26 protein-coding genes are annotated in these 24,207 nt (G+C 74.6%); 22 read left to right on the top strand and 4 right to left on the bottom strand.

Annotated features, from left to right (window positions below):
• Nucleotides 1–7 precede the first annotated feature (7 nt).
• From ACIRPH_RS02250 to ACIRPH_RS02220, 7 genes are all read left to right on the top strand, one after another.
• Nucleotides 8–646 (top strand): HD domain-containing protein, encoded by a 639-nt coding sequence (locus ACIRPH_RS02250; protein ID WP_402908279.1) that lies wholly within the window; start codon nucleotides 8–10, stop codon nucleotides 644–646.
• Nucleotides 647–799: 153 nt separating this feature from the next.
• Nucleotides 800–1,480 carry a GNAT family N-acetyltransferase gene (locus tag ACIRPH_RS02245; RefSeq protein WP_402908277.1) on the top strand — a complete coding sequence of 227 codons (681 nt, stop codon included), beginning with the start codon at nucleotides 800–802 and terminating at the stop codon, nucleotides 1,478–1,480.
• Entirely contained in the window at nucleotides 1,477–2,466 is a 990-nt protein-coding gene (locus ACIRPH_RS02240) for an amino acid ABC transporter permease (protein ID WP_402908275.1), read from the top strand. The genes ACIRPH_RS02245 and ACIRPH_RS02240 overlap by 4 nt, the downstream gene beginning before the upstream one ends.
• A gap of 8 nt (nucleotides 2,467–2,474) precedes the next feature.
• The gene (locus ACIRPH_RS02235; protein ID WP_402909464.1) at nucleotides 2,475–3,227 is read left to right on the top strand and encodes an amino acid ABC transporter ATP-binding protein; all 753 of its coding nucleotides are present in this window, start codon (nucleotides 2,475–2,477) and stop codon (nucleotides 3,225–3,227) included.
• Nucleotides 3,228–3,320: 93 nt separating this feature from the next.
• Nucleotides 3,321–4,304 (top strand): ABC transporter substrate-binding protein, encoded by a 984-nt coding sequence (locus tag ACIRPH_RS02230; RefSeq protein ID WP_402908273.1) that lies wholly within the window; start codon nucleotides 3,321–3,323, stop codon nucleotides 4,302–4,304.
• Between the two features lie 3 nt (nucleotides 4,305–4,307).
• Nucleotides 4,308–5,333 carry an LLM class flavin-dependent oxidoreductase gene (locus tag ACIRPH_RS02225; RefSeq protein ID WP_402908271.1) on the top strand — a complete coding sequence of 342 codons (1,026 nt, stop codon included), beginning with the start codon at nucleotides 4,308–4,310 and terminating at the stop codon, nucleotides 5,331–5,333.
• 252 nt (nucleotides 5,334–5,585) lie between these two features.
• Nucleotides 5,586–6,899, top strand: a complete 1,314-nt coding sequence (locus ACIRPH_RS02220; protein WP_402908269.1) for an NtaA/DmoA family FMN-dependent monooxygenase — start codon at nucleotides 5,586–5,588, stop codon at nucleotides 6,897–6,899.
• 156 nt (nucleotides 6,900–7,055) lie between these two features.
• On the opposite strand, the gene ACIRPH_RS02215 is transcribed toward ACIRPH_RS02220, so the two are convergent.
• Both ACIRPH_RS02215 and ACIRPH_RS02210 read right to left on the bottom strand, forming a co-directional pair.
• Nucleotides 7,056–7,370 carry a twin-arginine translocase TatA/TatE family subunit gene (locus tag ACIRPH_RS02215; RefSeq protein WP_402908267.1) on the bottom strand — a complete coding sequence of 105 codons (315 nt, stop codon included), beginning with the start codon at nucleotides 7,368–7,370 and terminating at the stop codon, nucleotides 7,056–7,058.
• Between the two features lie 240 nt (nucleotides 7,371–7,610).
• On the bottom strand, nucleotides 7,611–7,952 hold the full coding sequence (locus tag ACIRPH_RS02210; protein WP_402908265.1) for a hypothetical protein: 342 nt from the start codon (nucleotides 7,950–7,952) through the stop codon (nucleotides 7,611–7,613).
• On the opposite strand from ACIRPH_RS02210, the gene ACIRPH_RS02205 reads away from it, so the two are divergent.
• The 6 genes from ACIRPH_RS02205 to ACIRPH_RS02180 all read left to right on the top strand — a co-directional run bounded on the left by ACIRPH_RS02205 (nucleotide 7,901) and on the right by ACIRPH_RS02180 (nucleotide 14,356).
• Complete coding sequence (locus tag ACIRPH_RS02205) at nucleotides 7,901–8,830, top strand: Scr1 family TA system antitoxin-like transcriptional regulator (protein WP_402908263.1); 930 nt, start codon at nucleotides 7,901–7,903, stop codon at nucleotides 8,828–8,830. The genes ACIRPH_RS02210 and ACIRPH_RS02205 overlap by 52 nt on opposite strands.
• Nucleotides 8,827–9,009: a DUF397 domain-containing protein gene (locus tag ACIRPH_RS02200; protein ID WP_402908261.1), complete on the top strand. Its 183-nt coding sequence runs from the start codon at nucleotides 8,827–8,829 to the stop codon at nucleotides 9,007–9,009. The genes ACIRPH_RS02205 and ACIRPH_RS02200 overlap by 4 nt, the downstream gene beginning before the upstream one ends.
• A 126-nt stretch (nucleotides 9,010–9,135) precedes the next feature.
• Nucleotides 9,136–11,070: a helix-turn-helix domain-containing protein gene (locus ACIRPH_RS02195; protein WP_402908259.1), complete on the top strand. Its 1,935-nt coding sequence runs from the start codon at nucleotides 9,136–9,138 to the stop codon at nucleotides 11,068–11,070.
• Nucleotides 11,071–11,166: 96 nt separating this feature from the next.
• Complete coding sequence (locus tag ACIRPH_RS02190) at nucleotides 11,167–12,435, top strand: hydroxymethylglutaryl-CoA reductase, degradative (protein ID WP_402908257.1); 1,269 nt, start codon at nucleotides 11,167–11,169, stop codon at nucleotides 12,433–12,435.
• Nucleotides 12,436–12,554: 119 nt separating this feature from the next.
• Nucleotides 12,555–12,971, top strand: a complete 417-nt coding sequence (locus ACIRPH_RS02185; RefSeq protein ID WP_402908255.1) for a hypothetical protein — start codon at nucleotides 12,555–12,557, stop codon at nucleotides 12,969–12,971.
• A complete protein-coding gene (locus ACIRPH_RS02180; RefSeq protein WP_402908253.1) occupies nucleotides 12,968–14,356 on the top strand; it encodes a tripartite tricarboxylate transporter permease in 1,389 nt (462 codons plus the stop codon). Before ACIRPH_RS02185 ends, ACIRPH_RS02180 begins: the two co-directional genes overlap by 4 nt.
• 72 nt (nucleotides 14,357–14,428) lie before the next feature.
• On the opposite strand, the gene ACIRPH_RS02175 is transcribed toward ACIRPH_RS02180, so the two are convergent.
• Nucleotides 14,429–15,187: an IclR family transcriptional regulator gene (locus tag ACIRPH_RS02175; protein WP_402908251.1), complete on the bottom strand. Its 759-nt coding sequence runs from the start codon at nucleotides 15,185–15,187 to the stop codon at nucleotides 14,429–14,431.
• A 207-nt stretch (nucleotides 15,188–15,394) separates the two neighbouring features.
• Here ACIRPH_RS02175 and ACIRPH_RS02170 point away from each other — a divergent pair, with 207 nt between their 5' ends.
• From ACIRPH_RS02170 to ACIRPH_RS02155, 4 genes are all read left to right on the top strand, one after another.
• Nucleotides 15,395–16,762 carry an NAD(P)-binding domain-containing protein gene (locus tag ACIRPH_RS02170; protein WP_402908249.1) on the top strand — a complete coding sequence of 456 codons (1,368 nt, stop codon included), beginning with the start codon at nucleotides 15,395–15,397 and terminating at the stop codon, nucleotides 16,760–16,762.
• A gap of 217 nt (nucleotides 16,763–16,979) precedes the next feature.
• Complete coding sequence (locus tag ACIRPH_RS02165; protein ID WP_402908247.1) at nucleotides 16,980–18,326, top strand: TRAP transporter large permease subunit; 1,347 nt, start codon at nucleotides 16,980–16,982, stop codon at nucleotides 18,324–18,326.
• A 2-nt stretch (nucleotides 18,327–18,328) separates the two neighbouring features.
• A complete protein-coding gene (locus ACIRPH_RS02160) occupies nucleotides 18,329–18,580 on the top strand; it encodes a hypothetical protein (protein WP_344178698.1) in 252 nt (83 codons plus the stop codon).
• 156 nt (nucleotides 18,581–18,736) lie between these two features.
• Nucleotides 18,737–19,141: a MerR family transcriptional regulator gene (locus ACIRPH_RS02155; protein ID WP_402908244.1), complete on the top strand. Its 405-nt coding sequence runs from the start codon at nucleotides 18,737–18,739 to the stop codon at nucleotides 19,139–19,141.
• Nucleotides 19,142–19,288: 147 nt separating this feature from the next.
• On the opposite strand, the gene ACIRPH_RS02150 is transcribed toward ACIRPH_RS02155, so the two are convergent.
• Complete coding sequence (locus ACIRPH_RS02150) at nucleotides 19,289–19,606, bottom strand: hypothetical protein (RefSeq protein ID WP_402908242.1); 318 nt, start codon at nucleotides 19,604–19,606, stop codon at nucleotides 19,289–19,291.
• Nucleotides 19,607–19,629: 23 nt separating this feature from the next.
• Here ACIRPH_RS02150 and ACIRPH_RS02145 point away from each other — a divergent pair, with 23 nt between their 5' ends.
• The 5 genes from ACIRPH_RS02145 (at nucleotide 19,630) to ACIRPH_RS02125 (ending at nucleotide 24,203) form a co-directional block, all read left to right on the top strand.
• Nucleotides 19,630–20,058, top strand: coding sequence for an MFS transporter (locus tag ACIRPH_RS02145; RefSeq protein ID WP_402908240.1), 429 nt, complete (start codon nucleotides 19,630–19,632; stop codon nucleotides 20,056–20,058).
• Between the two features lie 529 nt (nucleotides 20,059–20,587).
• On the top strand, nucleotides 20,588–22,081 hold the full coding sequence (locus tag ACIRPH_RS02140; RefSeq protein WP_402908238.1) for a SulP family inorganic anion transporter: 1,494 nt from the start codon (nucleotides 20,588–20,590) through the stop codon (nucleotides 22,079–22,081).
• A gap of 105 nt (nucleotides 22,082–22,186) precedes the next feature.
• Nucleotides 22,187–22,603, top strand: a complete 417-nt coding sequence (locus tag ACIRPH_RS02135; protein ID WP_402908236.1) for a hypothetical protein — start codon at nucleotides 22,187–22,189, stop codon at nucleotides 22,601–22,603.
• Between the two features lie 339 nt (nucleotides 22,604–22,942).
• Nucleotides 22,943–23,440, top strand: a complete 498-nt coding sequence (locus tag ACIRPH_RS02130; RefSeq protein ID WP_402908234.1) for a DUF6153 family protein — start codon at nucleotides 22,943–22,945, stop codon at nucleotides 23,438–23,440.
• A gap of 124 nt (nucleotides 23,441–23,564) precedes the next feature.
• Nucleotides 23,565–24,203, top strand: coding sequence for a DUF305 domain-containing protein (locus ACIRPH_RS02125; protein ID WP_402908232.1), 639 nt, complete (start codon nucleotides 23,565–23,567; stop codon nucleotides 24,201–24,203).
• Nucleotides 24,204–24,207 lie beyond the last annotated feature (4 nt).

Below are 24,207 nucleotides of genomic sequence, written 5' to 3'. Positions count from 1 at the left end.
GACAGACATGGCCGAGACCGTCGCCGGAGTGACCGTCCCCGACACCGACCTCGTCCGCGACGCGACCGCGCTGGTCCGCGGCGCCGTGGACGACCTCCTGTTCCACCACTCCCGCAGGGTCTTCCTCTTCGGCGCGCTCCGGGGCCGGGGCCGCGGGATCGGGGCCGACCCCGAACTCCTCTACGTCGGCGCGATGTTCCACGACCTGGGGCTGACCGCCGGGTACGGCAGCGCGGACCGGCGGTTCGAGGTCGACGGGGCCGAGGCCGCGCGGGCGTTCCTGCTGGACCACGGGTGCTCGGAGGCCGATGCCCGCAAGGTGTGGCTGGGGATCGCCCTGCACACCACGCCCGGCGTGCCGGAGTTCCTCGAACCCGAGATCGCCCTGGTGGCCGCCGGTGTGGAGGCCGACGTCCTGGGGCTGGGCCTCGGTGAACTGGCCCCGGACGACATCGGCGCCGTCACCGGGGCGCACCCGCGTCCGGACTTCAAGCGGCGCATCCTGGCGGAGTTCACGCACGGCAACGCCCACCGGCCGCGCACCGTCTTCGGCACCGTCAACGCCGACGTGCTCGCCCACTACGTCCCGGGTTTCGTGCGGGACGACTTCGTGGAGGCCGTCCTGGGCAGCCCCTGGGCGGAGTGAGCCGGGGCGGCCCCCCGGGGCCGTCCCGGTGTGGGCTCCGACCCTCTATGCCTACTTTTCCTACTTGACATATGGGTTTTGTGGGGAAGAGAATTCGGGGGCGGCCCGAGCCCCGCCCCCACGGGCCGCACGACAGCGAGAGCGAGGCCGCCCATGGGTCCACCCCGGCCCGCGCCGCCGGAGGCCACCGTCCTCCGGGTCGCGCGCATCGACGATCCCCTGGCCGCACCGCTGGTGGACGAGCTCCGCCGCGAGTACACCGCGCGCTACGGCAGCGCGGCGGGCGAGGAGATGACCCGGTTCCCGGTCTCCGACTTCGCCCCGCCGCACGGGCTGCTCCTGCTGCTCCTCCTGGGCGGACGGCCCGTCTCCGGAGGCGCCTTCCGCCGCTACGACGAACGGACGGCCGAGGTCAAGCGTATGTGGACCGCCTCGGCGCACCGGCGGCGCGGTTACGCGCGCCTGGTCCTGGCCGCCCTGGAGAGGGCCGCCGCCGCGGCCGGGTACGGCCGCGTGCACCTCACCACCGGACCGCGCCAGCCCGAGGCGCGCGGACTCTACCTCGCCGCGGGGTACACGCCGGGCTTCGACGTCGCGGCCGACCCCGAGAGCGTCGGGCCCCTCGCCTTCGGCAAGGACCTGCCCCCCTTCCCGCAGCGCCCGTGGAACCCGGGGACGGGCGCCGCGGCGCGCGGTCGGCAGACCCGGCGCACCGCCCCGGGGCGGGCCGCGCCCGCCGCCGGGGACACCCCGTGGACCGCCCTTCCCCCCGAACCCGGCCGCGGCCCCCTCCACCCCTGCACGGGCCCCTTCCGGAACGGGGACGGGAGGTGAGCGCCCCGACGGCCACCGGGGCCGCCCCGCCCGTCGGAGGCGGCAGCGAGCCGGCGGACCTGGCGGGACTCCCCGTCCGGCCCGCGCTCCACCCCCTGCGCTGGGCGGCCGGAGCCGTCGTCGCCGTCCTGGTCGCGATGTTCCTCAACATGCTCGTCACCAACCCCGCGTGGAAGTGGGACGTCGTCGCCGAGTACATGTTCGCCGAGTCGATCGTCGACGCCCTCTGGCTGACCGTCCGGCTCACGGTCTACGGCACCGTCATCGGCTTCGCGGTCGGCGGCGTTCTCGCCCTCATGCGGCTCTCCCGGAGCCCCCTGCTGGCCGGGGTCGCCTGGGTCTACGTGTGGGCGTTCCGGTCGATCCCCCTCATCGTCCAGCTGCTGTTCTGGTACAACCTGGCGATCCTGTACGACCGGTTGTCCTTCGGGATCCCGTTCGGCCCGGCGTTCGTCACCTTCCCCACCATGGAGCTCATCAGCCCCATGACGGCGGCGGTCCTGGGACTGGCCCTGCACCAGGCCGCCTACGCGGCGGAGATCGTCCGCTCCGGAGTGCTCTCCGTCGACCAGGGCCAGCGCGAGGCCGCCGCCGCGCTCGGCCTCCCGCGGGGGCGCCAGATCCGCCGGATCATCCTGCCCCAGGCCATGCGCACCATCATGCCGACCGCCGGCAACGAGGTCATCGGCCTCTTCAAGGGCACCTCCGTGGTGTACGTGATGGCGCTGGGCGAGCTCTTCTACCGCGTGCAGGTGATCTACAACCGGACGGGCGACGTGGTGCCCATGCTCATGGTCGCCACCCTCTGGTACATCGTCCTGACCACGCTGCTCTCCGTCGCCCAGTTCCACGTCGAGCGCCACTACGCCAAGGGCTCCGTGCGCGTCCTGCCGCCCACACCGCTCCAGCGGCTCCGCTCGGCGGGGGACGCCCTCGCCCGCCGGGCGGAGCGCGGCGGACCGGCACCGGGAGGAGGAACCCCGTGAGTACCCCCATGGTGGAGGTGCGCGGCGTCCACAAGAGGTTCGGGGCCCTGGAGGTGCTGCGCGGCGTCGACCTGACCGTCGAGGCGGGCCACGTCACCGCCGTGCTCGGCCCCTCGGGCTCCGGCAAGAGCACCCTGCTGCGCTGCGTCAACCACCTCGAACGCGCCGACCGCGGCTACGTCGCCGTCGACGGCGAGCTCATCGGCTACCGCCGGGGCCGCGGCGTCCTGCACGAGCTCAAGGAACGGCAGATCCTGCGCCAACGAGCCGCCATCGGCTTCGTGTTCCAGAACTTCCACCTGTTCCCCCACATGACCGCGCTGGAGAACGTCGTGGAGGCCCCCCGGTTCGCGCTCCGGCGTCCCGCCGCCGAGGCCGAGGCCGAGGCCCGCGCCCTGCTGGACCGGGTCGGACTGGCCGACAAGGCGGACGTCCACCCGCGGCGGCTCTCCGGAGGCCAGCAGCAGCGGGTGGCGATCGCCCGGGCCCTGGCACTGCGCCCCAAGGTCCTGCTCTTCGACGAGCCCACCAGCGCCCTCGACCCCGAACTGGTGGGCGAGGTCCTCGACGTCATCCGGGACCTCGCGGCGGGCGGGACCACGATGGTCGTCGTCACCCACGAGATCGGGTTCGCCCGCGAGGTCGCCGACTCCGTCGTGTTCATGGACGAGGGGCTGGTCGTGGAGTCCGGGCCGCCCGCTCAGGTGCTGGACGCGCCCCGCCACGAGCGCACCCGCGCCTTCCTCGACAAGGTCCTCTGACCGGTGGGGCGCTCCCGTGCCCCACCCTCCGCCCCCGCCGCCTTCCCCCGCCCGGTCCCGTCCGCACACGGGACCCGTCCCCCGAGGAGCCCCATGCCGATCCCGACCCCCGTCCCCTCCACGAGGGCCCCCGCCGTGCTGGCCGCCCTCGCGGCCCTCTCCCTGACCCTCAGCGCGTGCGCCGACCCCGAGGAGGGCGCCGCCGCGGCGGACGGGGCGGGGGAGGAGAGCCCCTTCAACCTCACCCCCGACCAGGACAGGGTCCGGGCGGAGGCCGTCCCCGAGATCGCCGCGCTCGTCCCCGACGGGATCCGGGCCTCCGGTGAGCTGAACGTGGGCCACTCCAGCGGCGGGGCGCCGCCCCTGGCCTTCTACGCCGACGACGACGAGACCGTCATCGGGGTGGAGACCGACGTCGCCCAGCTCGTCGCCGACGTCCTGGACCTGGAGTACGTCCCCGAGGCGACCGGCTGGGAGAACCTCTTCCTCTCCGTGGAGAGCGGCCGGTTCGACGCCGCGTTCTCCAACGTCACCGTCACCGAGGAGCGCAAGGACCTCTACGACTTCGCCACCTACCGGGTGGACACCGTCTCCTTCGAGAGCAGCGTCGGCAGCGGCATCGGGGAGGTCGACGGGCCCGCGGACGTCGCGGGGCTCTCGGTCGCGGTCAGCTCCGGCACCAACCAGGAGGAGATCCTCCTGCGGTGGGACGAGCAGAACCAGGAGGCGGGCCTGGAGCCCCTCGACCTCCAGTACTACGAGAACTCGAGCGACTACTACCTCGCCCTCCGGTCCGGGCGCATCGACCTCTACCTCGGCCCCACGCCCAGCGCCGCCTACCACGTCGAGGTCGCCGAGGAGACCGAGATCGTCGGCACCGTCTCCGGCGGCGGTGAGATCAGGGCCGAGATCGCCGCGATGACCCTCAAGGACAACGGCCTCGTCGCGGCGCTGGAAGCCGCCCTCGACCACGTCATCGAGGGCGGCGAATACCAGGAGGCGCTGGAGCGCTGGGCCGTCGGCGGCGAGGCCGTCACCGAGTCCGAGACCAACCCGCCCGGCCTTCCCAGGAGCTGAACCATGCCCTACCCACTGCACATCGGCGCCGCCCTCGACGGCGTGGAGGACCCGTTCGACCTCGCCTCGTACGCCGCGGCGGCGCGCCTCGCCGAGGAGGCGGCCCTCGACTTCGTGGCGCTGGACGACTCCCTCACCGGGGCGGACCGGCCCGACGCCCTCCTCACCCTGGCCGCCGTCGCCCCGCTGACCGGCCGGATCGGCCTGGTGCCGACGGTCACCACCACCCACACCGAGCCGTTCCACGTGGCCAAGGCGGTGGCCTCCCTGGACCACGCGAGCCTGGGGCGGGCCGGCTGGCGGGTGGAGGTGTCGCGCACGGAGGCCGACGCGCGGGCCGTCGGGCGACGGGAGACCGCCCCGGACGCCGCGCTCTGGGCGGAGGCGGAGGCGGTCGCCGACGTCGCCTCGCGGCTGTGGGACAGCTGGCAGGACGACGCGGAGATCCGCGACACCGCCACCGGGAGGTTCGTCGACAGGGAGAGGCTGCACTACGTGGACTTCGAGGGCCCGGGCTGGAGCGTGCGCGGCCCCTCGATCACCCCGCGCCCGCCCCAGGGGCACCCGCTGGTCGTGGTGCGCGCCGACGGCGAACCCTCGCTGCGCGCGGCCGCGACCACCGCCGACGTGGTACTCGTGGCCCCCGCCACCCTGGGCGGGGCCCGCACGTCCCGGGACCGGGTGCGCGAGGCGGTGGCGGAGGCGGGGCGCGACCCGGAACGGGTGTCGGTGCTGGCCGACGTGAACGTCTTCCTCGCCCCGGACCGGCCCGTACCCCCTCGGGCGGTGGCGGGGCTGACCCACACCGGCTCCCCGGGGGCGCTGGCCGAGACCCTCCTGGAGTGGGGGCGGGTCGTGGACGGGTTCACGGTCAGGCCCTCCTCGGCCGCCGCGGACCTGCCCGTGTTCGTGGAGCGGGTGCTGCCGCTGCTGCGGGAGTCGGGCGCGTTCCGGGGGGAGTACGCCGAGGACACCCTGAGGGCCCGCTTCGGCCTGCCCCGTCCCGCCAACCGCTACGCGCCCGCGTGAGCGGGGCGGGGCCCGGGGGCGGCGAGGCGGCCGCGCACCGGTACTGGATGGGACTGGAACTCGGGGTGAGCCCGATCCCGCCGCCGCGGGAGCCGGAGGCTCGCACGGGGGAGGGGGCCGGGCCCCCGGCAGCGACCCCGGCCCCGGGGCGCGGGGACCGCGCGCCGGGGGGCCGCGGCAGGGCCCGGTGCGGCCGGATCACAGGGACGACCGCTGAGGCGGGAACCGCGGAGACGGACGAAGGAGAACGTGATGGGCGCCAGTGAGTCCGAGGTCCGGCAGGTGCGGCTGGTCGCGCACTTCCCGGGCGTGAACAACACGACGGTGTGGAGCGACCCGGCGTCGCTGAGCCAGATCGACTTCTCCTCGTTCGAGCACCTGGCGCGCACCGCCGAACGGGGACGGTTCGACTACCTCTTCCTGGCCGAGGGGCTGCGCCTGCGGGAGCACCAGGGACTGATCCACGACCTCGACGTGGTGGGGCGGCCGGACACGCTCACGGTCCTCGCCGCACTGGCGTCGGTGACCGACCACCTCGGGCTGGCCGGCACCCTCAGCACCACCTACAACGAGCCCTACGAGCTCGCCCGCCAGCTCGCCACCCTGGACCACCTGAGCGGGGGGCGCTCCGCGTGGAACGCGGTGACCTCCTCCGACGCGTTCACCGGCGAGAACTTCCGGCGCGGCGGCTACCTCGACCACGCCGACCGCTACGAGCGCGCCTCCTCCTTCGTGCGCGCCGTCCGCGCGTTCTGGGACGCGGCGGGGGAGGACGCCGGCGGCACGGGGGCCGGCACGGCCCGCCACCACGACCGGTTCTTCGACATCGAGGCGCGGCCCACCCTTCCGCGGGCGCCGCAGGGGCAGCCGGTCGTCATCCAGGCGGGGGACTCCCCGCAGGGGCGGGATTTCGCGGCGGCCTCGGCCGACGTCGTCTTCTCCCGGCACGGCGGGTTCGAGGAGGGCAAGGCGTTCTACGCCGACGTGAAGCGGAGGGTGAGGGCCCACGGGCGCGATCCGGAGTCGCTGCTGATCATGCCCGGCGTCACGTACACGGTCGGCGACACCGCGGCCGAGGCCGACGAGAAGGCGCTGCACGTCCGCTACCAGCAGGTGAGCGGGCAGACCGCGATCCGGTTCCTGGAATCGGTCTGGGGCAGGGACCTGTCCGACCACGACCCGGAGGGTCCGCTGCCGGACGCCGACCCGGTGGCCGGGGACACCGGCATCACCCGGGGCCGCACCAGGCTGGTCCGCGACCCCGCGGCCACGGTGCGCGAGTGGAGGGAGCTGGCCGAGGCCAAGCGGCTGAACATCCGCGACCTGGTCGTGGAGGTGTCCGCGCGTCAGACGTTCGTGGGCACCCCGGAGTCGGTGGCCGCGGACATCGTCACGCACGTGCGCGAACGCGCCAGTGACGGGTTCGTGCTGGTCCCGCACCTCACCCCGGGAGGGCTGGACGAGTTCGTGGACCGCGTCGTGCCCCTGCTCCAGGAGCGCGGCGCGCTGCGCGCCGAGTACACCGGCGCGACGCTCCGCGAGAACCTGGGGCTCCCTCCCCGCTGACCCCGCGCTCCCCGCGGCGGTGTCCGGACCGGGAGGGGGGACCGCCCGAGGACCCCTCCGGGCCGTGCGCGCACCCTTCGCCCGTGCGCCGCCCGGAGGCCTCCCGCGCCCCGGCCCCGGGAGCGCCGCCCCGTGCCGGGGCGGCGAGGGCCGCGCCTACCTGTCGGCGGAGCGGTGGCTGACGACCGTGCCCTCCAGCGGCGGCCCGCTCGGCGCCGCGGCGTGCGCCACGACCTGCGGTCGGTGCGGGGCCTGACGGGGCGACGGGCCGGGGCCCGTGTCCCGGACGCCGTCGGACTCGGCGTCGGCGTCCGCGCCGGGCTGCCCGTCGGCGCCGGTGGCCTTGAGCTCCGTCTTCAGGATGCGTGCGCTGCGCCCCAGCGAGCGGGCGAGGGCGGGCAGACGCTTCGCGCCGAACAGCAGGAGCGCGATGACGAGCAGTACCAGGATCTCGCGTGCTCCGATGCCCATGTGCGGCTCCTCAGGTGGGTTCCCGTAGCGACGTCGCGCGCCTTGTCCCGGTGGACGCGGGTCCGGGCGTGACGGATCGATGGTAGACCCGTCCCCGCCGGTCGCGGCGCCGGGGGCGTCCTGTGGGACCGCCGGGGCGCCTCCCGCGGTCGGGAGCCCCGGCCGCCGGGGCCCGGGCGGCCCGGGCCCGGTCGCGGGCGCGCTCCCACGGCGGCGCCACCCCCCGTGGGCCCCGCCCCCTCAGCCCCGGTGCTCCCCGCCCACCCTGCGGTCGCTGCGGCGGGGGAGGGGCGGGGCGTGGCCGGCGCGGTGCTCGACGACGGAGTCCACCAGGAGGTGGAGGCGGTCGCGGTGGACGTAGCGCCAGGTGCCGTCGCGGTTCTGGTAGCCCCAACTGAAGCCGTTCTTGAGGCCGATGGAGACGTTGCCCAGGTAGGCGGGCCCCACCAGGGCCCGGTCGACCTCGGTCCCGGGGGTCCAGGGGAAGCGCCGCCACTCCACGGTGAAGGCGAGTCCCCTCAGGTCCATGAATGCCTCTGCCGCCCTGGCGAACACGTCCGTGTTCAGGTTCGTTCGGTCCATGTTCCCAGCATCGTGGAGAAGCCCCTCACCGCACCAGCGATAGGAATTTCTCCCGGTCCGTGTGGTCGAATGTGCACCACGGTGCTTCAATTTCCACCATGGGTGCAAATATTTTCGGGACATCTCTGCGTAAGGCACGTGAATTGAACGGCTACACGCAGCGCCAGTTGGCCCAGAGGCTCGGTTCGGGCGTCGCCGCCTCGACCCTGTCCCGGTGGGAGAGCGGCAAGGCGCGCCCCCGCCAGGACAGGGTGAAGCAGCTGAGCGACCTGCTCGGCGGCAACGGGGTGCTGCTGCGGGAGTGGCGCCTGGAGGTGTCCGGGGCGGAGATCCCCTCGTTCATGCGGTCCCTGGGGGACCTGGAGAACGAGGCGGTGACGATCGACACGGTCACGGTGTCGGTGGTCCCGGGGCTGGTGCAGTGCCTGTCCTATGCGCGCGAGGTGTTCCGTGCGGGGCGTCCGACCGAATCGGACGACGAAATAGAGCGTTTGTCGCAATTGCGGGTGAGTAGGCACGAGGCGCTGGTGGGCAGGAACAATCCTCTGATCACCGCGGTTTTTCCGCAGTTCGCGCTGGAATGGATGCCGGAAACGGTCAGGAAGGAGCAGGCGGAGTCGCTCCTGCACATGGTGGCGCGCGGCCGGACGACCGTACAGGTGTTCCCCAACGGCTCCCTGTACCTTGCATCGGTTGCTCCGGTCCAGGTGTACAGGTTGCGCGACGGGACGATCATTGCGTCCTCGGACCACGGAGGGGGAAACTTCGTGCACCAGGCGCCCTCCGAGACGGCCGTCCTGGAGAGGAAGGTCCGCGACGCGCTGAGCATGGCACTTCCCGTGAGCCACACGGTCGAGTTCCTGCGGAGGATGCTGTGAACGCCTGGCACAAGTCCACCTACTCCGAGAGCGGGTCCCACTGCGTGGAGGCCCGCGAGCACGAGAGCGGGGCCGACGTGCGCGACGCCCGGAACCGGGAGGCGGGGTTCCTGTCCTTTCCCGCCGACGAGTGGCGGGTGTTCCTCGGCTGTTCGCAGGCGGCCCGGCAGCGGGGCTGAGGCGGTCCGCGGCCCGGCTCCGTGACGCCGGGCGCACGGGGCGGGGACGCGCCACGGGGGAGCGCGGAGCGCGGCCCGGCGGCGGCCGGTATGCCCTCCCACCTGAGGAGATGCGATACTTCCGTGATGCACGACACTCCCGCGCCACTCGATCCCCGGGCCCAGCGCGCGGTCGTCGACCTGCTGGCCCGGGTGGAGTCGGGCGACCAGCTCTCCGCCGAGGACGTGCGCTCGCTCCTGGGACCGGTGGACGACGGGGTGGTCGTCCGCGCGCAGCGGGCCGCCGCCGGGTTCGGCAGGCTGCGGCGCCGCGACGGCGAGCTGTCCGCCCTCATCGCCAGCACACGCGACCTGGTCGAGGTCCGCGACGTGCAGGCCCTGCTGCGCAAACTCGTGGACCGCGCCCACGACCTGGTCAGCACCGACGTCACCTACCTCTCCGTCTACGACGAGAGCACCGACGAGCTGTTCGTCCGCGCGAGCCGGGGCACGGTCTCCCCGCGCTTCCAGGGGCTGCGCGTCCCCGCGGGGATGGGCATCGCCAGCCGGGTGGTGCGCACCCGGTCGCCCCAGTGGACGGCCGACTACGGCGCGGAGCACGACCTCGACCGCGACCCCGAGATCGACGCCGCCGTGGGGGAGGAGCGCCTGCGGTCCCTGCTCGGCGTGCCGATGGCCGCCAACGGCGAGGTGCTCGGGGTCCTCTTCGCCGCGGACCGGGCCACACGCTCCTTCGCCAGCGACGAGATCGCCCTGCTGTCGGCCTTCGCCGACCACGCCGCGGTCATCCTGCACACCGCCCGGCTGTTCTCGGCGGTGACCGACGCCGCCGACCGCGCCGAGGACGCCCAGTCCCGCGCCGAGCGCCACCTGGAGGCCATGAACGCCTCCGCCCGCGTCCACGAGCGGCTCACCGCCCTGGTGCTGTCCGGCCACGGCCCCCGCGAGGTCGCGGCCACGCTCGCCGAGTCGCTGGGGCGGCCCGTCGCCATCGCCGACCGGGAGCTGCGGCCGGTGGCCGCGACCGCCGAAGGGGGCGGCCGCTGGTGGACGCGGGGGCGGCTGGCGGCCCCGGCGGTGCGGGCCGCCGAGCGCAGCCGCGCCTCGGGCCACTGCGCCCCGGTCGGCGCCGAGGGCCTGGACGTCGTCGCCGCCGCGATCGCGGGCTCGGAGCTGCTGGGCCTGCTGCTCGTGGGCGTCGGCCCGGCCCCGCTCACCGACGTGGAGCGCCGCACCATCGAGCGCTCGGGACAGATCGTGGCCCTGCTGACCATGCAGCGCGAGGCCCTCACCGACGCGGAGGAGCGCGTACGGGGCGAACTGGCCCTGGACCTGGTCTCGGGCTCGGCCGACATGGACGCGCTGGAGCGGCGGGCCGCCGCACGCGGCATCGTCCTGGACCAGCCCTGGTCGGGGGTGGTGGTGCCCGTCCCCGACCGGGCGCGCCATCCGCTGCTCCGCGCCCTGTCCTCCGCCAGCCGCAGGTGGCTGGTCGCGGCCCAGGGGGAGGGGGTGGCGGTGCTGGTCCCCGGAGGAGACCCCGGCGAGGCGGCCCGCCAGGTCCGCCGGGGCCGGGGAGCGCGGGAGGAGGGGCCCATGCTCGCGGTCGCCTCCCGGGTCAGCGGCCCGGACGGCATCGGCGCGGCCCTCGCCGAGGCGTGGGAGTGCGCCGGCCTCCTCCCCGCGCTGGGCGTGTCCGACGGGGCGCACGAGGCCGACGAGTACGCCCCCTACCTGGCGATGTTCGGCACCGACGGCGCCCGGGCGCTCGCCTTCGTCGACCGCATGATCGGACCCGTCGTCGACTGGGACCGCGACCACCGCACCGAGCTGGCCGCGACGATCGCCGCCTACGCGGACAGCGGCGGCAGCGTCTCCCGTGCCGCACGGGCCCTGTACGTGCACCCCAACACCGTCAAACAGCGCCTGGAGAGGGTCAACGCCCTGCTCGGACCGGACTGGAGGTCCCCCGACCCGATGTTCCGGGTGGGCGTCGCCGCGCGACTCCACCGGCTGCGCGCTGCAGGAAACAGACATGTGAACGCGGCTCCCGTTGTCTGAACCGGACATGTCGTCCGTGTGACGTTCGCTGCTTACATGGACCGGACAGCAGTGACGCACCGCACACCGGTGCCCGTTCCACGGGGGAAGCACGCAGTGGCTCAGAACAGCAGGTTGACCGGGTTCCGCACGCTCACGGTCCAGGAGCGCCGGGAGGCCGTGGCGAGGGAGAGCGGCGTGGAGCCCGCCGTGTTCGACGCCCTGGAGCCGGGCGGGCTGGGCGTGGAGGCTGCCGAGCACATGATCGAGAACGTCGTCGGCGTCATGGGCATCCCCGTCGGCGTCGCCACCAACGTGACCGTCAACGGGCGGGACGTGCTGGTGCCGATGGCGACCGAGGAGCCGTCCGTGGTCGCGGCGGCGAGCAACGCCGCCCGGATCGCCCGGGTGCGGGGCGGTTTCACCACCAGCAGCACCGGACCCGTCATGCAGGCCCAGGTGCAGGTCGTGGACGTCGTCGACCCGGCCGGCGCCCGGCTGCGGGTGCTGGAGGCCCGCGACGAGCTGATCGCCCTCGCCGCCGCGCAGGACCCCAAGCTCGCCGAGGTGGGGGGCGGGGTCCTGGACCTGACCGTGCGCACCGTGGAGGCGCCCGGCGCCACCTACGTCGTCGCGCACCTGGTCGTGGACGTGCGCGACGCCATGGGCGCCAACGCCGTCAACACCATGGCCGAGGCCGTGGCCCCGCGCCTGGCGGAGATCGCGGGCGGCCGGGCCGTGCTGCGCATCCTCACCAACAAGGCCGACCTGCGGCTGAGCCGGGCCCGCGCCGTCCTGGACGCCGAAGCCCTCGGCGGGGCCGAGATCGTGGACGACATGATCCACGCCTACCGGCTCGCCGCCGCCGACCCGTACCGGGCCGCCACCCACAACAAGGGCATCATGAACGGCGTGTCCGCCGTGGTCCTGGCCACCGGGAACGACACCCGCGCGGTCGAGGCGGGCGCCCACTCCCACGCCGTGAACGCCGACGGCGTCTACTCCTCGCTGTCCACCTTCGAGAAGAACGCGGACGGCGACATCGTGGCCACCCTGGAACTGCCGATGCCGGTCGGCCTGGTCGGCGGGGCGACCCGCTCCCACCCGGCCGCGCGCGCGGCCATCGCCGTCACGGAGGTGACCACGGCCCGGGAACTGGGCGAACTCGTCACCGCCGTCGGCCTCGCCCAGAACATCGCCGCCGTGCGCGCCCTGGCGGGCGAGGGCATCCAGCGGGGCCACATGTCCCTGCACGCGAAGAACATCGCCATCGCCGTCGGCGCCGCCGGCGACGAGGTGGACCGGGTCGTGGCGGTCCTGATCTCGGAGAAGGCCTTCCGGCACGACCGCGCCGAGGCCGTCCTGGCCGAGCTCCGGAGCCGGTGACGCACCGGACCCCGTGCCGGGGCGCGGCAGCCGCCGCCCCCGCACGCCCCCACCCGGCGCGGCGCCCGGGGCCGCAGGGCCCTCCGCGCGTCCGCCACCCTCAGTGAACGGAACCAACCATGTCCAACCTCCTGGAGATCTGGGGCGACACCGTCGACTCCCGGCACACGCTCGGCGCGATCGCGCTCGGCGTGGGCATCGCCACCCCCCTCTACCTGGTCGCCGACCTCTTCTTCTCCCGCGGCTCCGGCGACGACTCCCTGTCCGGGTCCTACGCCCTGCTCGTGGGCCTGGCCGGCTGCCTGATCGCCGGGTTCGTCGGCGCCCGCCTCTTCGCGCCCAAGCGCGTGGTCACCGAGCAGCAGTCCTCCCGCGAGGGCCGCGCGGAGGCGATGGACGCCATCGAGGCCGAGTACGGGCCCCTGGGCGACCCCGGCGAGCTGCCCGGCCCCGTCCAGGACGAGATCCGCGCGCTGGGCCTGTACGAGGACCTGCGCGCGCAGCACGAGCGCCGCGGCGGGGCGGTGGCCGAATGAGCCCCGAACTGCTCACCGACGCCGCCTGGGCCCTGGGCATGGGCCTGGTCGGCGCGATGGTCTTCGCGCTGATCGGGCTGGTCTCGGGCACCGACGAGACCGCGACGGTGGCCCCGCTGACCCTGCTCGTGGTGCTGCTGGGCGTTCCCGCGCCCGGGGTGTTCACGTTCTTCATGGCGGGGATCGTCGCCAAGCACATCACGCACGCCATCCCCACCACGCTGCTGGGCATCCCCGGCGACACCATGGCGGTGCCGATGCTCAGGGACGCGCAGATGCTGCGCGAACTCGGGGTGCCGCACATCGCGCTGCGCAAGGCCATCTCGGGCGGTGTGGTCGCCGCGTTCATCTCTGTGCCGCTGGCGGTGCTGTTCGCCTGGCTGCTCAGCCCCTTCGCCGACACCATCGGCAAGGCGGCGCCGTGGATCTTCGTGGCCGCGGCCGTGCTCATCGCCTACACCTCCAAGGGCCGTCTGGCCTCCGTGCTGGCGCTGGTGCCGTTCGTGCTGCTGGTCGTGGGCCTCCAGGCCTTCGTCACGAACACCACCGGGACGTCCTTGTCGATCAGCTTCTTCCTGGGCATCGCGACCGGCCCGCTGATCGCCGACCTGCTCATGTCGCTGTCGCCGTCGGGGCGCGCCTCGCTGCGCCGGGAGGCGCCGCGCACCTTCGACCTGGCCCCGGACACCCGGACCTGGAAGGGGCGGGTGCCTAACCCGCTGAAGGTGCTCGACCGCAAGCAGCTGGGGTACACGAGCGCGGCGGCCGGCGTCTCCAGCGCGACGTTCGTGTTCTCCCCGGTGGCCATGACCGTGCTGATGGGCGAGATCGCCGGCGCGCGCATCAAGAACGGCTACCACCGGCTGACCTCGGTGATGTCGGTGCGCAACGGCACGACCGAGTCCACCTACATCGCGGAGACGCTGATCCCGCTGATCGCGCTGGGCCTGCCGCTCTCGCCGATGGCCGCCGGTCCGGCCGCGCCGCTGTTCAACGCGCCGCCCGTGTACACGGTGGACACCGAGACCGGTGCCACGAACAACCTGCACGACCTGCTGTCGGGCGGCGAGTTCCTGGTGTACGGGCTGCTGGGCGTGGCGCTGGCGTCGGCGGTGGCGTACCCCTTCGCAATGACCTACGCGCACCGCGCCGCGTCGTTCGTGATGCGCAAGGTCTCCCACGAGGCGATCATCGGCGCCTTCGCCGGTCTGATCATGGTGATCTGCCTGTACGAGGGCGGGTTGCTCGCGGTCGGCGTCACCCTCACGGTGGGCCTGGTCGGCGGGCTCCTGAACAAGTTCCTCAACATGCACACGGGTGTGCAGTTCATGGGCTTCTACGTGGCGGTCCTGACCGTCCCGGCCCTGCTGGCCCTGGCCGGCTGAGGGGCGGGGTCCGATGGCCCCGGTCGCGATCACGCGGCCGGGGCCCTCGCATGCCCGGCCGCCGGTTCCGCCCTAGATCCGGGCGCCGATGGCCCCGGCGGCGCGGGAGATCTCGGGCAGCAGGGCCAGGAGCTCCTCCGGAGCGGTCGTCTCCGTGGTCGTCACCAGGTTGATGGCCGCCGCCGCGCCGCCGTCGTGGCCGGGGACCGGCCGGGTGAGGCTGAGCGCACCGAGCTCGCGCTCGGACTCGGCCAGGTGGTAGCCGGTCTCCCTGATGCGGTCGAGCTCCGCGCGCAGGTCGTCCGGGGTCTGCACCCGTCCGTCCGCGAGCCGGGCGTCGGGCAGGTCCGCGAGGTAGCCGTCGAGTTCCGCGTCGTCCCCGTGGGCGAGGAGGACCTTGCCGCCGCCGAGGTCCAGCGGGACCCGTCGCCCGATGGGGAACTGGTAGCGCAGGGGGTCCACCCCGTCCACGCGTGCGACGAGGATGCGTTCGAGCCCGGAGCGCACGAAGAGCGACGAGGTCAGCCCGGTCGAAGCCGACAGCTCGGTCAGGATCGGCGTCGCGACCGTGCTGAGCCGGTCGTTGACGACGAACGCGTGGGCCAGCGACAGGATCACCGGACCGAGCGAGTACCCGAGGCCGTCCTGCTGGATGTACCCGCGCCGCACGAGCTGGTTGACGGTCCGCTGGGTCGTGGCCAGGTGGAGGTCGCTCTCCCTGGCGATCTCGCTGAGCCGGAGCGGCCCGCGCGCACGCTCCAGGCACTCCAGGACGTCCAGGGCCCGGTCGAGCGTGCGTCCCTGGTTCCCGGTCCCGGTCGGGGCTCCCATACTCGCTGTCCCCAGCCCTTCCGTTGCGATTCCGGCTTGTCCCGGGGGTCGTTCCGACGCCTTCGTGAGGGCCGCGGCCCCGGCGGGCACGGCGGTTCCGCCGCTCGGTCCTCGCTCCCAAGGTAGCGGACGGGTTTCCGCCGGGTTGACAGCGTGAAGCGTCGCAGGTCACACTTCCTCTCAATTGGTAATAGTAACTATCACTGAATGATAGAAGGTGTGACGATGAAGGTCGCCGTCCTCGGGTTGGGCGAAGCCGGAGCCACCTACGCCACGGCGTTCGCGGCAGCGGGTTGGGAGACCTCGGGCTACGACCCGGGCGAGACGCCCACCCCCGCCGGAGTGGGGCGGGCCGACTCCACCGCCGACGCCGTCGCGGGCGCCGACCTGGTCCTCGGACTCACCACGGCGGCGCACGCGGTCGCGGCCGCCGACGCGGCCCGCCCCGCACTGCGCGACGACGCGGTCTACGTGGACCTCAACGCCTCCTCGCCGGAGACCAAGATCCGCGTCGCGCAGGCCCTCGGCGCGTCCGCGCGGGTCGTGGACGGGGCGATCATCGGATCGGTGCTGGTGCTCGGCGCCAGGGCCAAGGTGCTCCTGTCCGGCGCGGCCTCCGATGACGCGGTGCGTCTGCTGGGCGCGGTCGACGCCGGGACCGAGCCCATCGGCGGCGAGGTCGGCGACGCCACGCGCCGCAAACTGCTGCGCAGCGTCTTCATGAAGGGCCTGGGAGCCCTCATCACCGAGGCCGTGGACGCCGGCGCCGCCGCGGGGGAGGAGGCCTGGGTGCGCGAGCAGATCGCCGACGCCCTGTCCGAGGGCCCGGCCGCCCTGGACCGTCTGAACAAGGGCACCCGCCTGCACGCCCTGCGCAGGTCCAACGAGCTCCGGGCCAGCATCGACCTCCTCGCCGGCCTGGGCGTCGACGCCCCGGTCAGCGCCGGAGCCGCCGACCGCCACCTGGCCCTGGCCCGCCGCGCCCAGGACGACACGCGCGCCCTGGCCGACGCGTTCGCCGGGATCCCCACCGCCGCCATCGGCGACGGCCGCGACCGCCTCGGCTTCGTCGCCCCCCACATCCGGTCGGTGTGGCCCGGCGCCCGTGTCGCGGGGCGCGCGCTCACCGTCCTGACGCGACCCGGCGACAACCGGGCCCTGCACCGGGCCCTCGGCCAGGCCCTTCCCGGGGACGTCCTGGTGGTCAACGGCGGCGGGGACCGCTCCCGCGCACTGCTGGGCGAGCTCATCGCCGAGCGCGCCCTCAACCGCGGCATCCGCGGCATGGTGGTCGACGGGGCGGTCCGCGACGTCGACGAGCTCCGCGACCTCGGCTTCCCCGTCTGGGCGGCCGGGGTCTCCCCGGCAGGGCCCTACAAGGACGGCCCCGGCCACGTCGGCGTGCCGATCGCGGTGGGCGGCGCCGTCTGCGCCACCGGGGACATCGTCGTCGCCGACGGCGACGGCGTGTTCGTCGTCCCGCGCCTGGAGGCCGAGCAGGCCCTCCGCGCCGCCCGGGGCGTCGTCGAGGACGAGGCGCGCCGCCGCGACGCCATCCGCGGTGAACGCGGATGAGACGCCGCCCCGGCCCGTCCGCCGTCCTTCCCCCCGCCGCCGCGGGTCCGGCGCTCCCCGCCGCCGGAGCCTTCTCCGCGGCCCTCCCGGCTCCCACCGCCCCCACGGCCCCCGCCGTCCTCAGCGGCTCCGCAGCCCCCACGGCCCGTGCCGGTGCGGAGCCCGCGGGTACCGGACACCGCCAGCACCAGCCCGCCCCACCCCCGAAGGTCGCACCATGCCCACCGCACTCCTAGCCCTCGCGGCCTTCATCGCCGTGATCATCGTCTGGAACGTCGTGTTCAAGAGGAACATGGGCGAGGCGATGCTCCTCGGGATGATCACCACCGCGCTCTTCGCCGGGGCGCAGGCCCCCGCCTACCTGCTGGGCGGGCTCGCCGACGCCCTCACCCACGACGTGCTCTACGCCGCCCTGGCGTTCGTGTTCATGGCCCACCTGATCGACGTCACGGGTCTCATCCAGAAGATCCTGGCCATCCTCAACTCGGTCTTCGGGCGCATCCGCGGCGGCCCCGCGTTCATCGACACGGCGGGGTCGGCGGTCTTCGGCTCCCTCTCGGGGTCCAACTCCGCCAACACCGCCTCCAGCGGCTCCTTCACCGGGCCGTGGATGGTGCGCACCGGGTGGACCCCCACCCGCGCGGCGACGGTGCTCGCGGGCAACGGGGGCATGGGCGCCGCACTGCCGCCCAGCGCGTCCATGGTCATCATGGTCGGGTTCACCGGCGGCATGGTCACCACGGGCCAGGTCTACCTGGCCCTGCTCGCGGCCGGCGCCTACCAGATCCTGCTCAGGATCGGCCTGGTCATGTACTTCGTCCGCAAGGACGGCATCCCCAAGGCCGACAGGCACGACCTCGTCCCCCTGCGCACGTCGCTCAGGGAGGGCGCGGGCGCGCTGTCGATCTTCCTGGGCGCCCTCATCCCCATCGTCGTCACGATCGGCCCCCTGGCCGACTTCCTCGCGACGTCCACCCCCGTCGGCGACGCGCTGGGCGAGATCTCCCTGCTGACCTGGATCCCGATCATGATCATCGGGTTCTCCCTCGTCGCGGGGCGCGACCGGCTGCCCGGGAACCTCCGCGGCTGGTCGGCGCTGCTCGACGGCGCCATGCCCAAGTTCGCCACCATCGGCGCCCTGCTGTTCTTCGCGATCGCGTCCAGCGAGATCCTCGGCCGGCTGGGGCTCGCCGAGGACGTCAACGCGCTGCTCGCGGACCTGCCGGTCAACCGCTTCCTGCTCGTCGCCGTGGTCGGCCTGGTGGTGGCCCTGGTCGCCGGGCCGCTCTCGTCCACGGCGACCCTCACGGCGGTGGGCCAGATCTCCTTCCTGGCCCTGGTGGGCGTGGGCGTGGACCCGCTCCTCGCGGTCGTCGCCATCCTCGTGTTCGCCTCCACGGAGGGGGCGTCCCCGCCGGCCTCCGGGTCGATCTTCGTGGCGGCGGGCCTGACCGGCGCGCGCCCCGAGAGCACGTTCCTGCCGCTGATCGCGTACTACATGATCCCGATCTTCCTCATCGGCTGCCTCATCGGATGGGGCTTCCTACCGGTCCTGGGGGGCTGAACATGACCGCCGTCAAGTCTCGGGCGTTCACCGTCGTCCGCGCGCTCTTCAAGCTGGGGCTCCTGGCCTGCTTCGCCCTCGGGAGCCTTCTCGTCCTCGGCCAGCTGGCCGGGGTGGTGGCCCAGCGGCCGGACTGGATCACCGCCAGCTCCACGTGGCTGTTCGTGCCGACGATCACCGCCGCCGCGGTGTTCGGCGTCCTCGGGTACATCGGCAACTACCTGGCGCCCGAACCCGCCGAGGGGGGCGAGTAGGCACGACGGCCGGGGCGGGCTCCGGCGGCCCGGGCGGGCGGGGCGGGTCGTTCCCGCCCGCCCGCCGTGTCAGGCTTGTCCCTCCGGGGAGGGGCGTCCCGCGCGGCGGGCCCCCTCCCCGGGGCCGTGGAGCGTCGTACCTGAGGAGGGGCCCGTATGGGCGAGGACCGCATGCAGATCGGTGAGGTCGCCGAGCGCACGGGGCTGTCGCTGCGTACGATCCGCTACTACGGGGAGGTCGGGCTGGTGGAGCCGTCGGCGCGCTCCAAGGGCGGGTTCCGCCTCTACACCGGCGCCGACGTCGAACGCCTGCTCCTCGTCAAGCGGATGAAGCCGCTGGAGTTCAGCCTGGAGGAGATGCGCGACCTGCTCGGCGCCTTCGACGCCCTGGAGGCCGGCGGGGTGACGCCGGACGAGCGCGCCGGCCTGCTGGCCAGGCTGGACGCCTTCGGCGAGGCGGCGGCCGAGCGCTGCCGGGTCCTGCGCGAGCGGCTGGACATGGCGGAGGAGTTCGCCGGGCGCCTCCGGGACCAGCGGGCCAGGCTCGACGGCGGCGGGTGAGGCCGCGCCGCCGCGGGGCCGTGCCGCCCGCCGCCCGGTGAGTCGTGGCGGGCCGTGCCGCCCGCGGGTCCACGGGGTCCGCGCGCACCCCTGAGGCCCCCGGCCCCCGGCCCCCGGCCCCCCGTGCCCGGCGGGGGCGCCGCCCCCTCATGCCTCCGGGGCGGCCGGTTCCCCGGCGACCGGCGCCGTGCGGCCGAAGACCTCGTCGAGACGACCCCGGAGTTCCGCCTCGGCCTCCTCCGACCCCTGGAAGCCCGAGACGACGTAGGCGGACAGGCCTGTGGCCAGGGCCAGCAGTCCGATGGCCACCGAGCGGACCTCGCGCCCCGGCGGGAACCGGCCGCCGCGCCGCGCCTCCTCCAGGAGGCCGCTCAGCTCGGGGAGCAGTTCGTCCGGGCCCGACGCGTGCGGTTGGGCCGCCAGGTCCGGGTCGGTGAGCGCGAGGGCCGCGTACGCGGCGTGCACGCAGTAGAGGTCGGTGCTCGGCCGTGGCCCTCCATGCCGGCGGGGCTCTGAGCGACCGCCACGGGGCGGGCCGGGTCACCCTGGCGGGAACGGCGCTCCTGGTGGCGGCGACACTGCCGTTCACGGTCGCCGACGCTCCGGCTGCTCCGCTGACTGCCGTCCTCCTCGTCGCCCGGGGGGCGGGTCTGGCCCTGGTCCAGATGCCCGCGACGGCGGTGGCCTACTCCTCCGTGTCGACCACCGAGATCGGGGACGCGACCACCCTGGTCAACATCGTGCAGCGGGTCGGCGGCGCCCTCGGGGCGGCGGGGGTGGTCGCGGTGCTCACCCGGGCGGGGGGCGGAGGGGACGGCCGTGCGTGGGCGTTCGCAGCGCTGTCCGCGCTGTCCGCACTCATCCTGCTCCCCGCGCTGCTCCTGCGCCGTGCCGAGCGCGTCCGGGAGGCCGGATGACCCGTGCCGCCGGACGAGCGGGCCTGCGTGGCCCGCGCCGTCCGCGGGCCGTCGGCCGTCCGCGGACCGCAGTCCGTGCGCGGGGCAGGGCGTCTTCCGTGGAGGTGGCGGCCCCTGCGACCGCTTCGGCGGAGACTTCCGGGCCGTGCCGGCGGCACACTCCCGTCGCGTGGGGCGTGGGGCGTGGGGCGTGGGGCGTGGGGCGTGGGGCGTGGGGCGTGGGGCGTGGGGCGTGGGGCGTGGGGCGTGGGGCGTGGGGCGTGGGGCGGTAGAGACGGCGGATGGCGGTGTGAGGGCCGTCTCGGTCCCGCCACGGGATTCAACCCTTACGTAAGGGTAGAGTTGAGGCGGGCGGTGCCACAGCGAGGAACCCCCGCGCGCGTTCGCCCCGATCCCGGTGGACCGTCTGCCCCCGCCCGCCGCCCCGCGCCCCTGCCGTCCGGCGCACCGCCCCCCCGGGCGCCGATGCCGCACCACAGACCTGCACACAGCGGTCCGCGCCGCGGGCCGCCCGAATCGGACGGGTTCCATGAATCTGCCTGTGAAGAACCCTTCGAGGGCCCTGCTGTCCAAGCTCCCCGGCGGGGCCCAGCTGCGCGCCGACGTGATGGCCGGGCTGGTCGTCGCGCTCGCGCTGATCCCCGAGGCCATCGCCTTCTCCATCATCGCGGGGGTCGACCCCCGCGTGGGCCTGTACGCCTCCTTCGTCATGGCCGTGTCGATCGCCTTCCTGGGCGGGCGTCCGGCGATGATCTCCGCCGCCACGGGGGCCATGGCCCTGGTGGCCGCGCCGCTGTCGATGGAACACGGCGTCGACCACCTCATCGCCGCCACCGTCCTGGCCGGGATCATCCAGGTCGCCCTGGGCCTGCTCGGCGTCGCCAAGCTGATGAGGTTCGTGCCGCCCAGCGTGATGACGGGGTTCATCAACGCGCTGGCCGTCCTTATCTTCCTGGCGCAGATGCCGCACCTGGTCGGGGTCGGCGTACCGGTCTACGCGATGGTCGCCGTGGGGCTGGGCATCGTCTTCGGGCTGCCGCGGCTCACCAAGGCCGTCCCGGCCCCGCTGGTCGCCATCGTCGTGCTCACCGTGGCCGCGATCGGCCTGGGCATCCCCGCCCGGACGGTCGGGGACATGGGGCAGCTGCCCGACACGCTCCCGGTCCCGCTGATCCCGGACGTGCCCTTCACCCTGGACACGCTCGTCCTCATCGCGCCCTACTCCCTGACCCTCGCCCTGGTGGGGCTGATGGAGTCGCTGATGACCGCCAAGGTCGTCGACGACCAGACCGGCACCTCGTCGGACCACGCGCGCGAGGCCCGCGGACAGGGCATCGCCAACGTCCTGGTCGGCTTCTTCGGCGGCATGGCCGGCTGCGCGATGATCGGCCAGACCATGATCAACGTCAGCTCCGGCGCCCGAACCCGCGTCTCCACGTTCCTGGCGGGGGCGTTCCTGCTCGTCCTGTGCGTCGGGCTGGGCGACCTCGTGGGGATGATCCCCATCGCCGCCCTGGTCGCGGTGATGGTGTTCGTGTCCGTCGTGACCTTCGACTGGCACAGCATCGCCCCCGCGACGGTCAGGAGGATGCCCTGGACCGAGACCCTGGTCATGGTCGTCACCGTCGTCGTGGTCGTGGCCACGCACAACCTGGCCCTGGGCGTGATCGTGGGCGTGGTCGTGTCGATGGTCGCCTTCGCCGGAGGGGCCGCCGTGCAGGCGGGCGTCACCAGCGTGCTGGACCCCGACGGCGGCACACGCGTGTACTCGGTCAACGGCGAGGTGTTCTTCGCCTCCACCGGGGCGCTGGTCGACCGGTTCGACTACACCGAGGAGGGGGTGGAGAAGGTCGTGGTGGACATGAGCGGGGCCCACGTGTGGGACTCCTCGGCGGTCGCCGCCCTGGACCAGGTGACCGAACGCTTCCGCAGACGGGGCGTGGAGGTGGAGATCACCGGGCTCAACCGCCCCAGCGCCCACCTGCACCGGGAACTGTCGGGCAAGCTCCCCGCAGGGCACTGACCGGGCCCCGGAAGGCGGACGTGCCGCCCCGGTGCGGCGGTGCTCCCGGGGCGGATCCGCGGGGGCGGTGCCGCACGGGCCGACGGTGTGGGTAGCCTCGTGGACGTGGCCACGGCAACGACGACGACCGTGAGGCCGCTCTGGACCAGGGCGGCCCTCGTCGTGCTGTCGGCCCTGGGCCTCGTGGCCGTCCTGCTGTGCCATCCGCACGCGGCCCCGTCCGAGGACTCCGCCGCCTCCCCGCACACGGCGGGCGGGGCGGTCGCGCACGCGGCCCCCGTCTCCGACGCACCGCACGCCGACGGGCACGGCACCTGTGACGAGGACGCGGACGTCGTGGCCGACCAGCGCGGCGGGTCGCTCTCGGCCTCCGCCCTGCTGGGCCTCGGCGTCTTCGCGTTCGCCGGCCCGCTCCTCCCCGCGCCGCGCCCGGTCGGCGGCCGCCGACCGCCGCGGCGCCGCCGAGGGCTGCCCCTCGCGGGCACGAGGGCACTCGTGTCGCTGTGCGTCCGCCGGGTGTAGACCGGCCGACCGGCAGCACCCCCGAGCCCGCGCGCCCGCGCGTCCGCCCGAGGCTCCTCGTGACCTGAGGGCCGCGGGTCGGCGCGCCCGGCCGCGCCCCGGGCGCCGCCCCTCCGGACCTCCGCCGATCCCGGCGCCGGTGCGGTGTGCGCTGCGCCCGCTCCGGGGGCTCCGCCGCCAGCCGGCCCGCGGCCCGCGCCGCGCCGGCCCCGACGAAGCCTTCTGTCCCGCAGCGCTCCGCGGAGCGCGCCACCCCATGACGAGGCCGACATGGACGACCCACCGCCCCGGAGGACCCGAGGACCGCGCGGAGCACGCCCCAGGAGAGGGGAGGCCGTCGTGGCCGCGCCGGACGCGGCCCGCCGGAACACGCCGAGGCCCCCTGCCGCAGCCCGGCGGCGGCCGGCGGCGAGCCCGCGCCCGGAGCCCGCACTGCTGCTCCTGCTGACGGCCGCGCTCGTGCTGGGCGTGGGCGCGATGCACACGCTCGGGCACGTGTCCGGGGGCCACCACGGCGGAGGGCACGCGCCGGAGGCCGCGGCCTCGTGGCAGGACCCTGCCGCCGACGCCGACGCCGACGCGTTCACGGTGGCCGCCGTCCCGGAGCGGGCGGCGCCCGGCCACGGCGCCGACGAGCCCCCGCCCACGGACCCCACGCTGATGTGCCTGGCGGTCCTCGGTCTGGCGGCCGTCCTCCTGGGCGTCGCCGCGGTGGCGTTCGCCCGGTGGCCCGAAGCGCCCCCGCGCACACCGCCGTCGGTCCGGCGGGCGGCCGGGCCCCTGCGCCGGCCCCCCGACCCGCCCTCTCTCGCCCGGTTGCAGGTGCTCCGCATATAGGAGCCCCGCGGACGGCGCCCGGAGGACCCGGAGCGCCTTCCGACCGACAGCTCCGCAGCGACGCCGCACCGGCCCGGCCCGGGCGGGCGGCGGCAGGACCACACCGAAGAGAGAAGGACCGACCATGACCCAGAACAAGCGCACCCTCGCCTCGGCGGCGGCCGCGGTCGCCGCAGCCCTGCTCCTGGCCTCGTGCGGCGGAACCGGCGACGGCCCGGCGCCCGAGGCGGCCGACCGGAGCGCCGCCGCGTTCAACGGGGCGGACGTGGAGTTCGCCCGGATGATGATCCCGCACCACCGCCAGGCCGTGGAGATGTCGGAGCTGGCCCGGACGCGGGCCGGTGAGGACGTCCGCGCGCTGGCGGAGGAGATCGAGGCGGCCCAGGGGCCGGAGATCGACAGGATGAACGGCCTGCTGGAGGCGTGGGGCGAGGACACCGGCGACACCGGCGACACCGGCGCCGAGGACCACGCGGGCATGGACGGCATGCTGTCGCAGGAGCAGATGGCCGAGTTGGAGCGGGCCGAGGGCGAGGCCTTCGACACCCTGTTCCTGGAGCTGATGGTCCTCCACCACGAGGGGGCCGTCGCGATGGCCGAGACCGAGCTGGAGGAGGGCGCCGACCCGGAGGCCCGGGAGCTGGCGCAGGAGATCGTCGACGCGCAGCGGTCCGAGATCGAGCTGATGGACACCATGCTCGGCGGCGCCGGTGGCGGCGACCGGGACGAGTCCTCCGGGAGCGGGGAGCACGGCGGTCACTGACCGC

The sequence above is a fragment of the Nocardiopsis sp. NPDC101807 genome (assembly GCF_044766605.1).
GTDB classification, from domain to species: Bacteria; Actinomycetota; Actinomycetes; order Streptosporangiales; family Streptosporangiaceae; genus Nocardiopsis; species Nocardiopsis tropica.
The sequence above is the reverse complement of the archived record's forward strand: the minus strand, read 5'-3'. Positions and strand labels throughout refer to the sequence as shown.

Excerpts from the sequence above, each read along its gene's own strand:
- ACIRPH_RS02250 (WP_402908279.1), top strand. The coding sequence starts at position 8 with ATGGCCGAGACCGTCGCCGGAGTGACCGTCCCCGACACCGACCTCGTC.
- ACIRPH_RS02245 (WP_402908277.1), top strand. The coding sequence starts at position 800 with ATGGGTCCACCCCGGCCCGCGCCGCCGGAGGCCACCGTCCTCCGGGTC.
- ACIRPH_RS02235 (WP_402909464.1), top strand. The coding sequence starts at position 2,475 with ATGGTGGAGGTGCGCGGCGTCCACAAGAGGTTCGGGGCCCTGGAGGTG.
- ACIRPH_RS02230 (WP_402908273.1), top strand. The coding sequence starts at position 3,321 with ATGCCGATCCCGACCCCCGTCCCCTCCACGAGGGCCCCCGCCGTGCTG.
- ACIRPH_RS02225 (WP_402908271.1), top strand. The coding sequence starts at position 4,308 with ATGCCCTACCCACTGCACATCGGCGCCGCCCTCGACGGCGTGGAGGAC.
- ACIRPH_RS02220 (WP_402908269.1), top strand. The coding sequence starts at position 5,586 with ATGGGCGCCAGTGAGTCCGAGGTCCGGCAGGTGCGGCTGGTCGCGCAC.
- ACIRPH_RS02215 (WP_402908267.1), bottom strand. The coding sequence starts at position 7,370 with ATGGGCATCGGAGCACGCGAGATCCTGGTACTGCTCGTCATCGCGCTC.
- ACIRPH_RS02205 (WP_402908263.1), top strand. The coding sequence starts at position 7,901 with ATGCCTCTGCCGCCCTGGCGAACACGTCCGTGTTCAGGTTCGTTCGGT.
- ACIRPH_RS02210 (WP_402908265.1), bottom strand. The coding sequence starts at position 7,952 with ATGGACCGAACGAACCTGAACACGGACGTGTTCGCCAGGGCGGCAGAG.
- ACIRPH_RS02195 (WP_402908259.1), top strand. The coding sequence starts at position 9,136 with ATGCACGACACTCCCGCGCCACTCGATCCCCGGGCCCAGCGCGCGGTC.
- ACIRPH_RS02185 (WP_402908255.1), top strand. The coding sequence starts at position 12,555 with ATGTCCAACCTCCTGGAGATCTGGGGCGACACCGTCGACTCCCGGCAC.
- ACIRPH_RS02180 (WP_402908253.1), top strand. The coding sequence starts at position 12,968 with ATGAGCCCCGAACTGCTCACCGACGCCGCCTGGGCCCTGGGCATGGGC.
- ACIRPH_RS02175 (WP_402908251.1), bottom strand. The coding sequence starts at position 15,187 with ATGGGAGCCCCGACCGGGACCGGGAACCAGGGACGCACGCTCGACCGG.
- ACIRPH_RS02170 (WP_402908249.1), top strand. The coding sequence starts at position 15,395 with ATGATAGAAGGTGTGACGATGAAGGTCGCCGTCCTCGGGTTGGGCGAA.
- ACIRPH_RS02165 (WP_402908247.1), top strand. The coding sequence starts at position 16,980 with ATGCCCACCGCACTCCTAGCCCTCGCGGCCTTCATCGCCGTGATCATC.
- ACIRPH_RS02160 (WP_344178698.1), top strand. The coding sequence starts at position 18,329 with ATGACCGCCGTCAAGTCTCGGGCGTTCACCGTCGTCCGCGCGCTCTTC.
- ACIRPH_RS02155 (WP_402908244.1), top strand. The coding sequence starts at position 18,737 with ATGGGCGAGGACCGCATGCAGATCGGTGAGGTCGCCGAGCGCACGGGG.
- ACIRPH_RS02140 (WP_402908238.1), top strand. The coding sequence starts at position 20,588 with ATGAATCTGCCTGTGAAGAACCCTTCGAGGGCCCTGCTGTCCAAGCTC.
- ACIRPH_RS02125 (WP_402908232.1), top strand. The coding sequence starts at position 23,565 with ATGACCCAGAACAAGCGCACCCTCGCCTCGGCGGCGGCCGCGGTCGCC.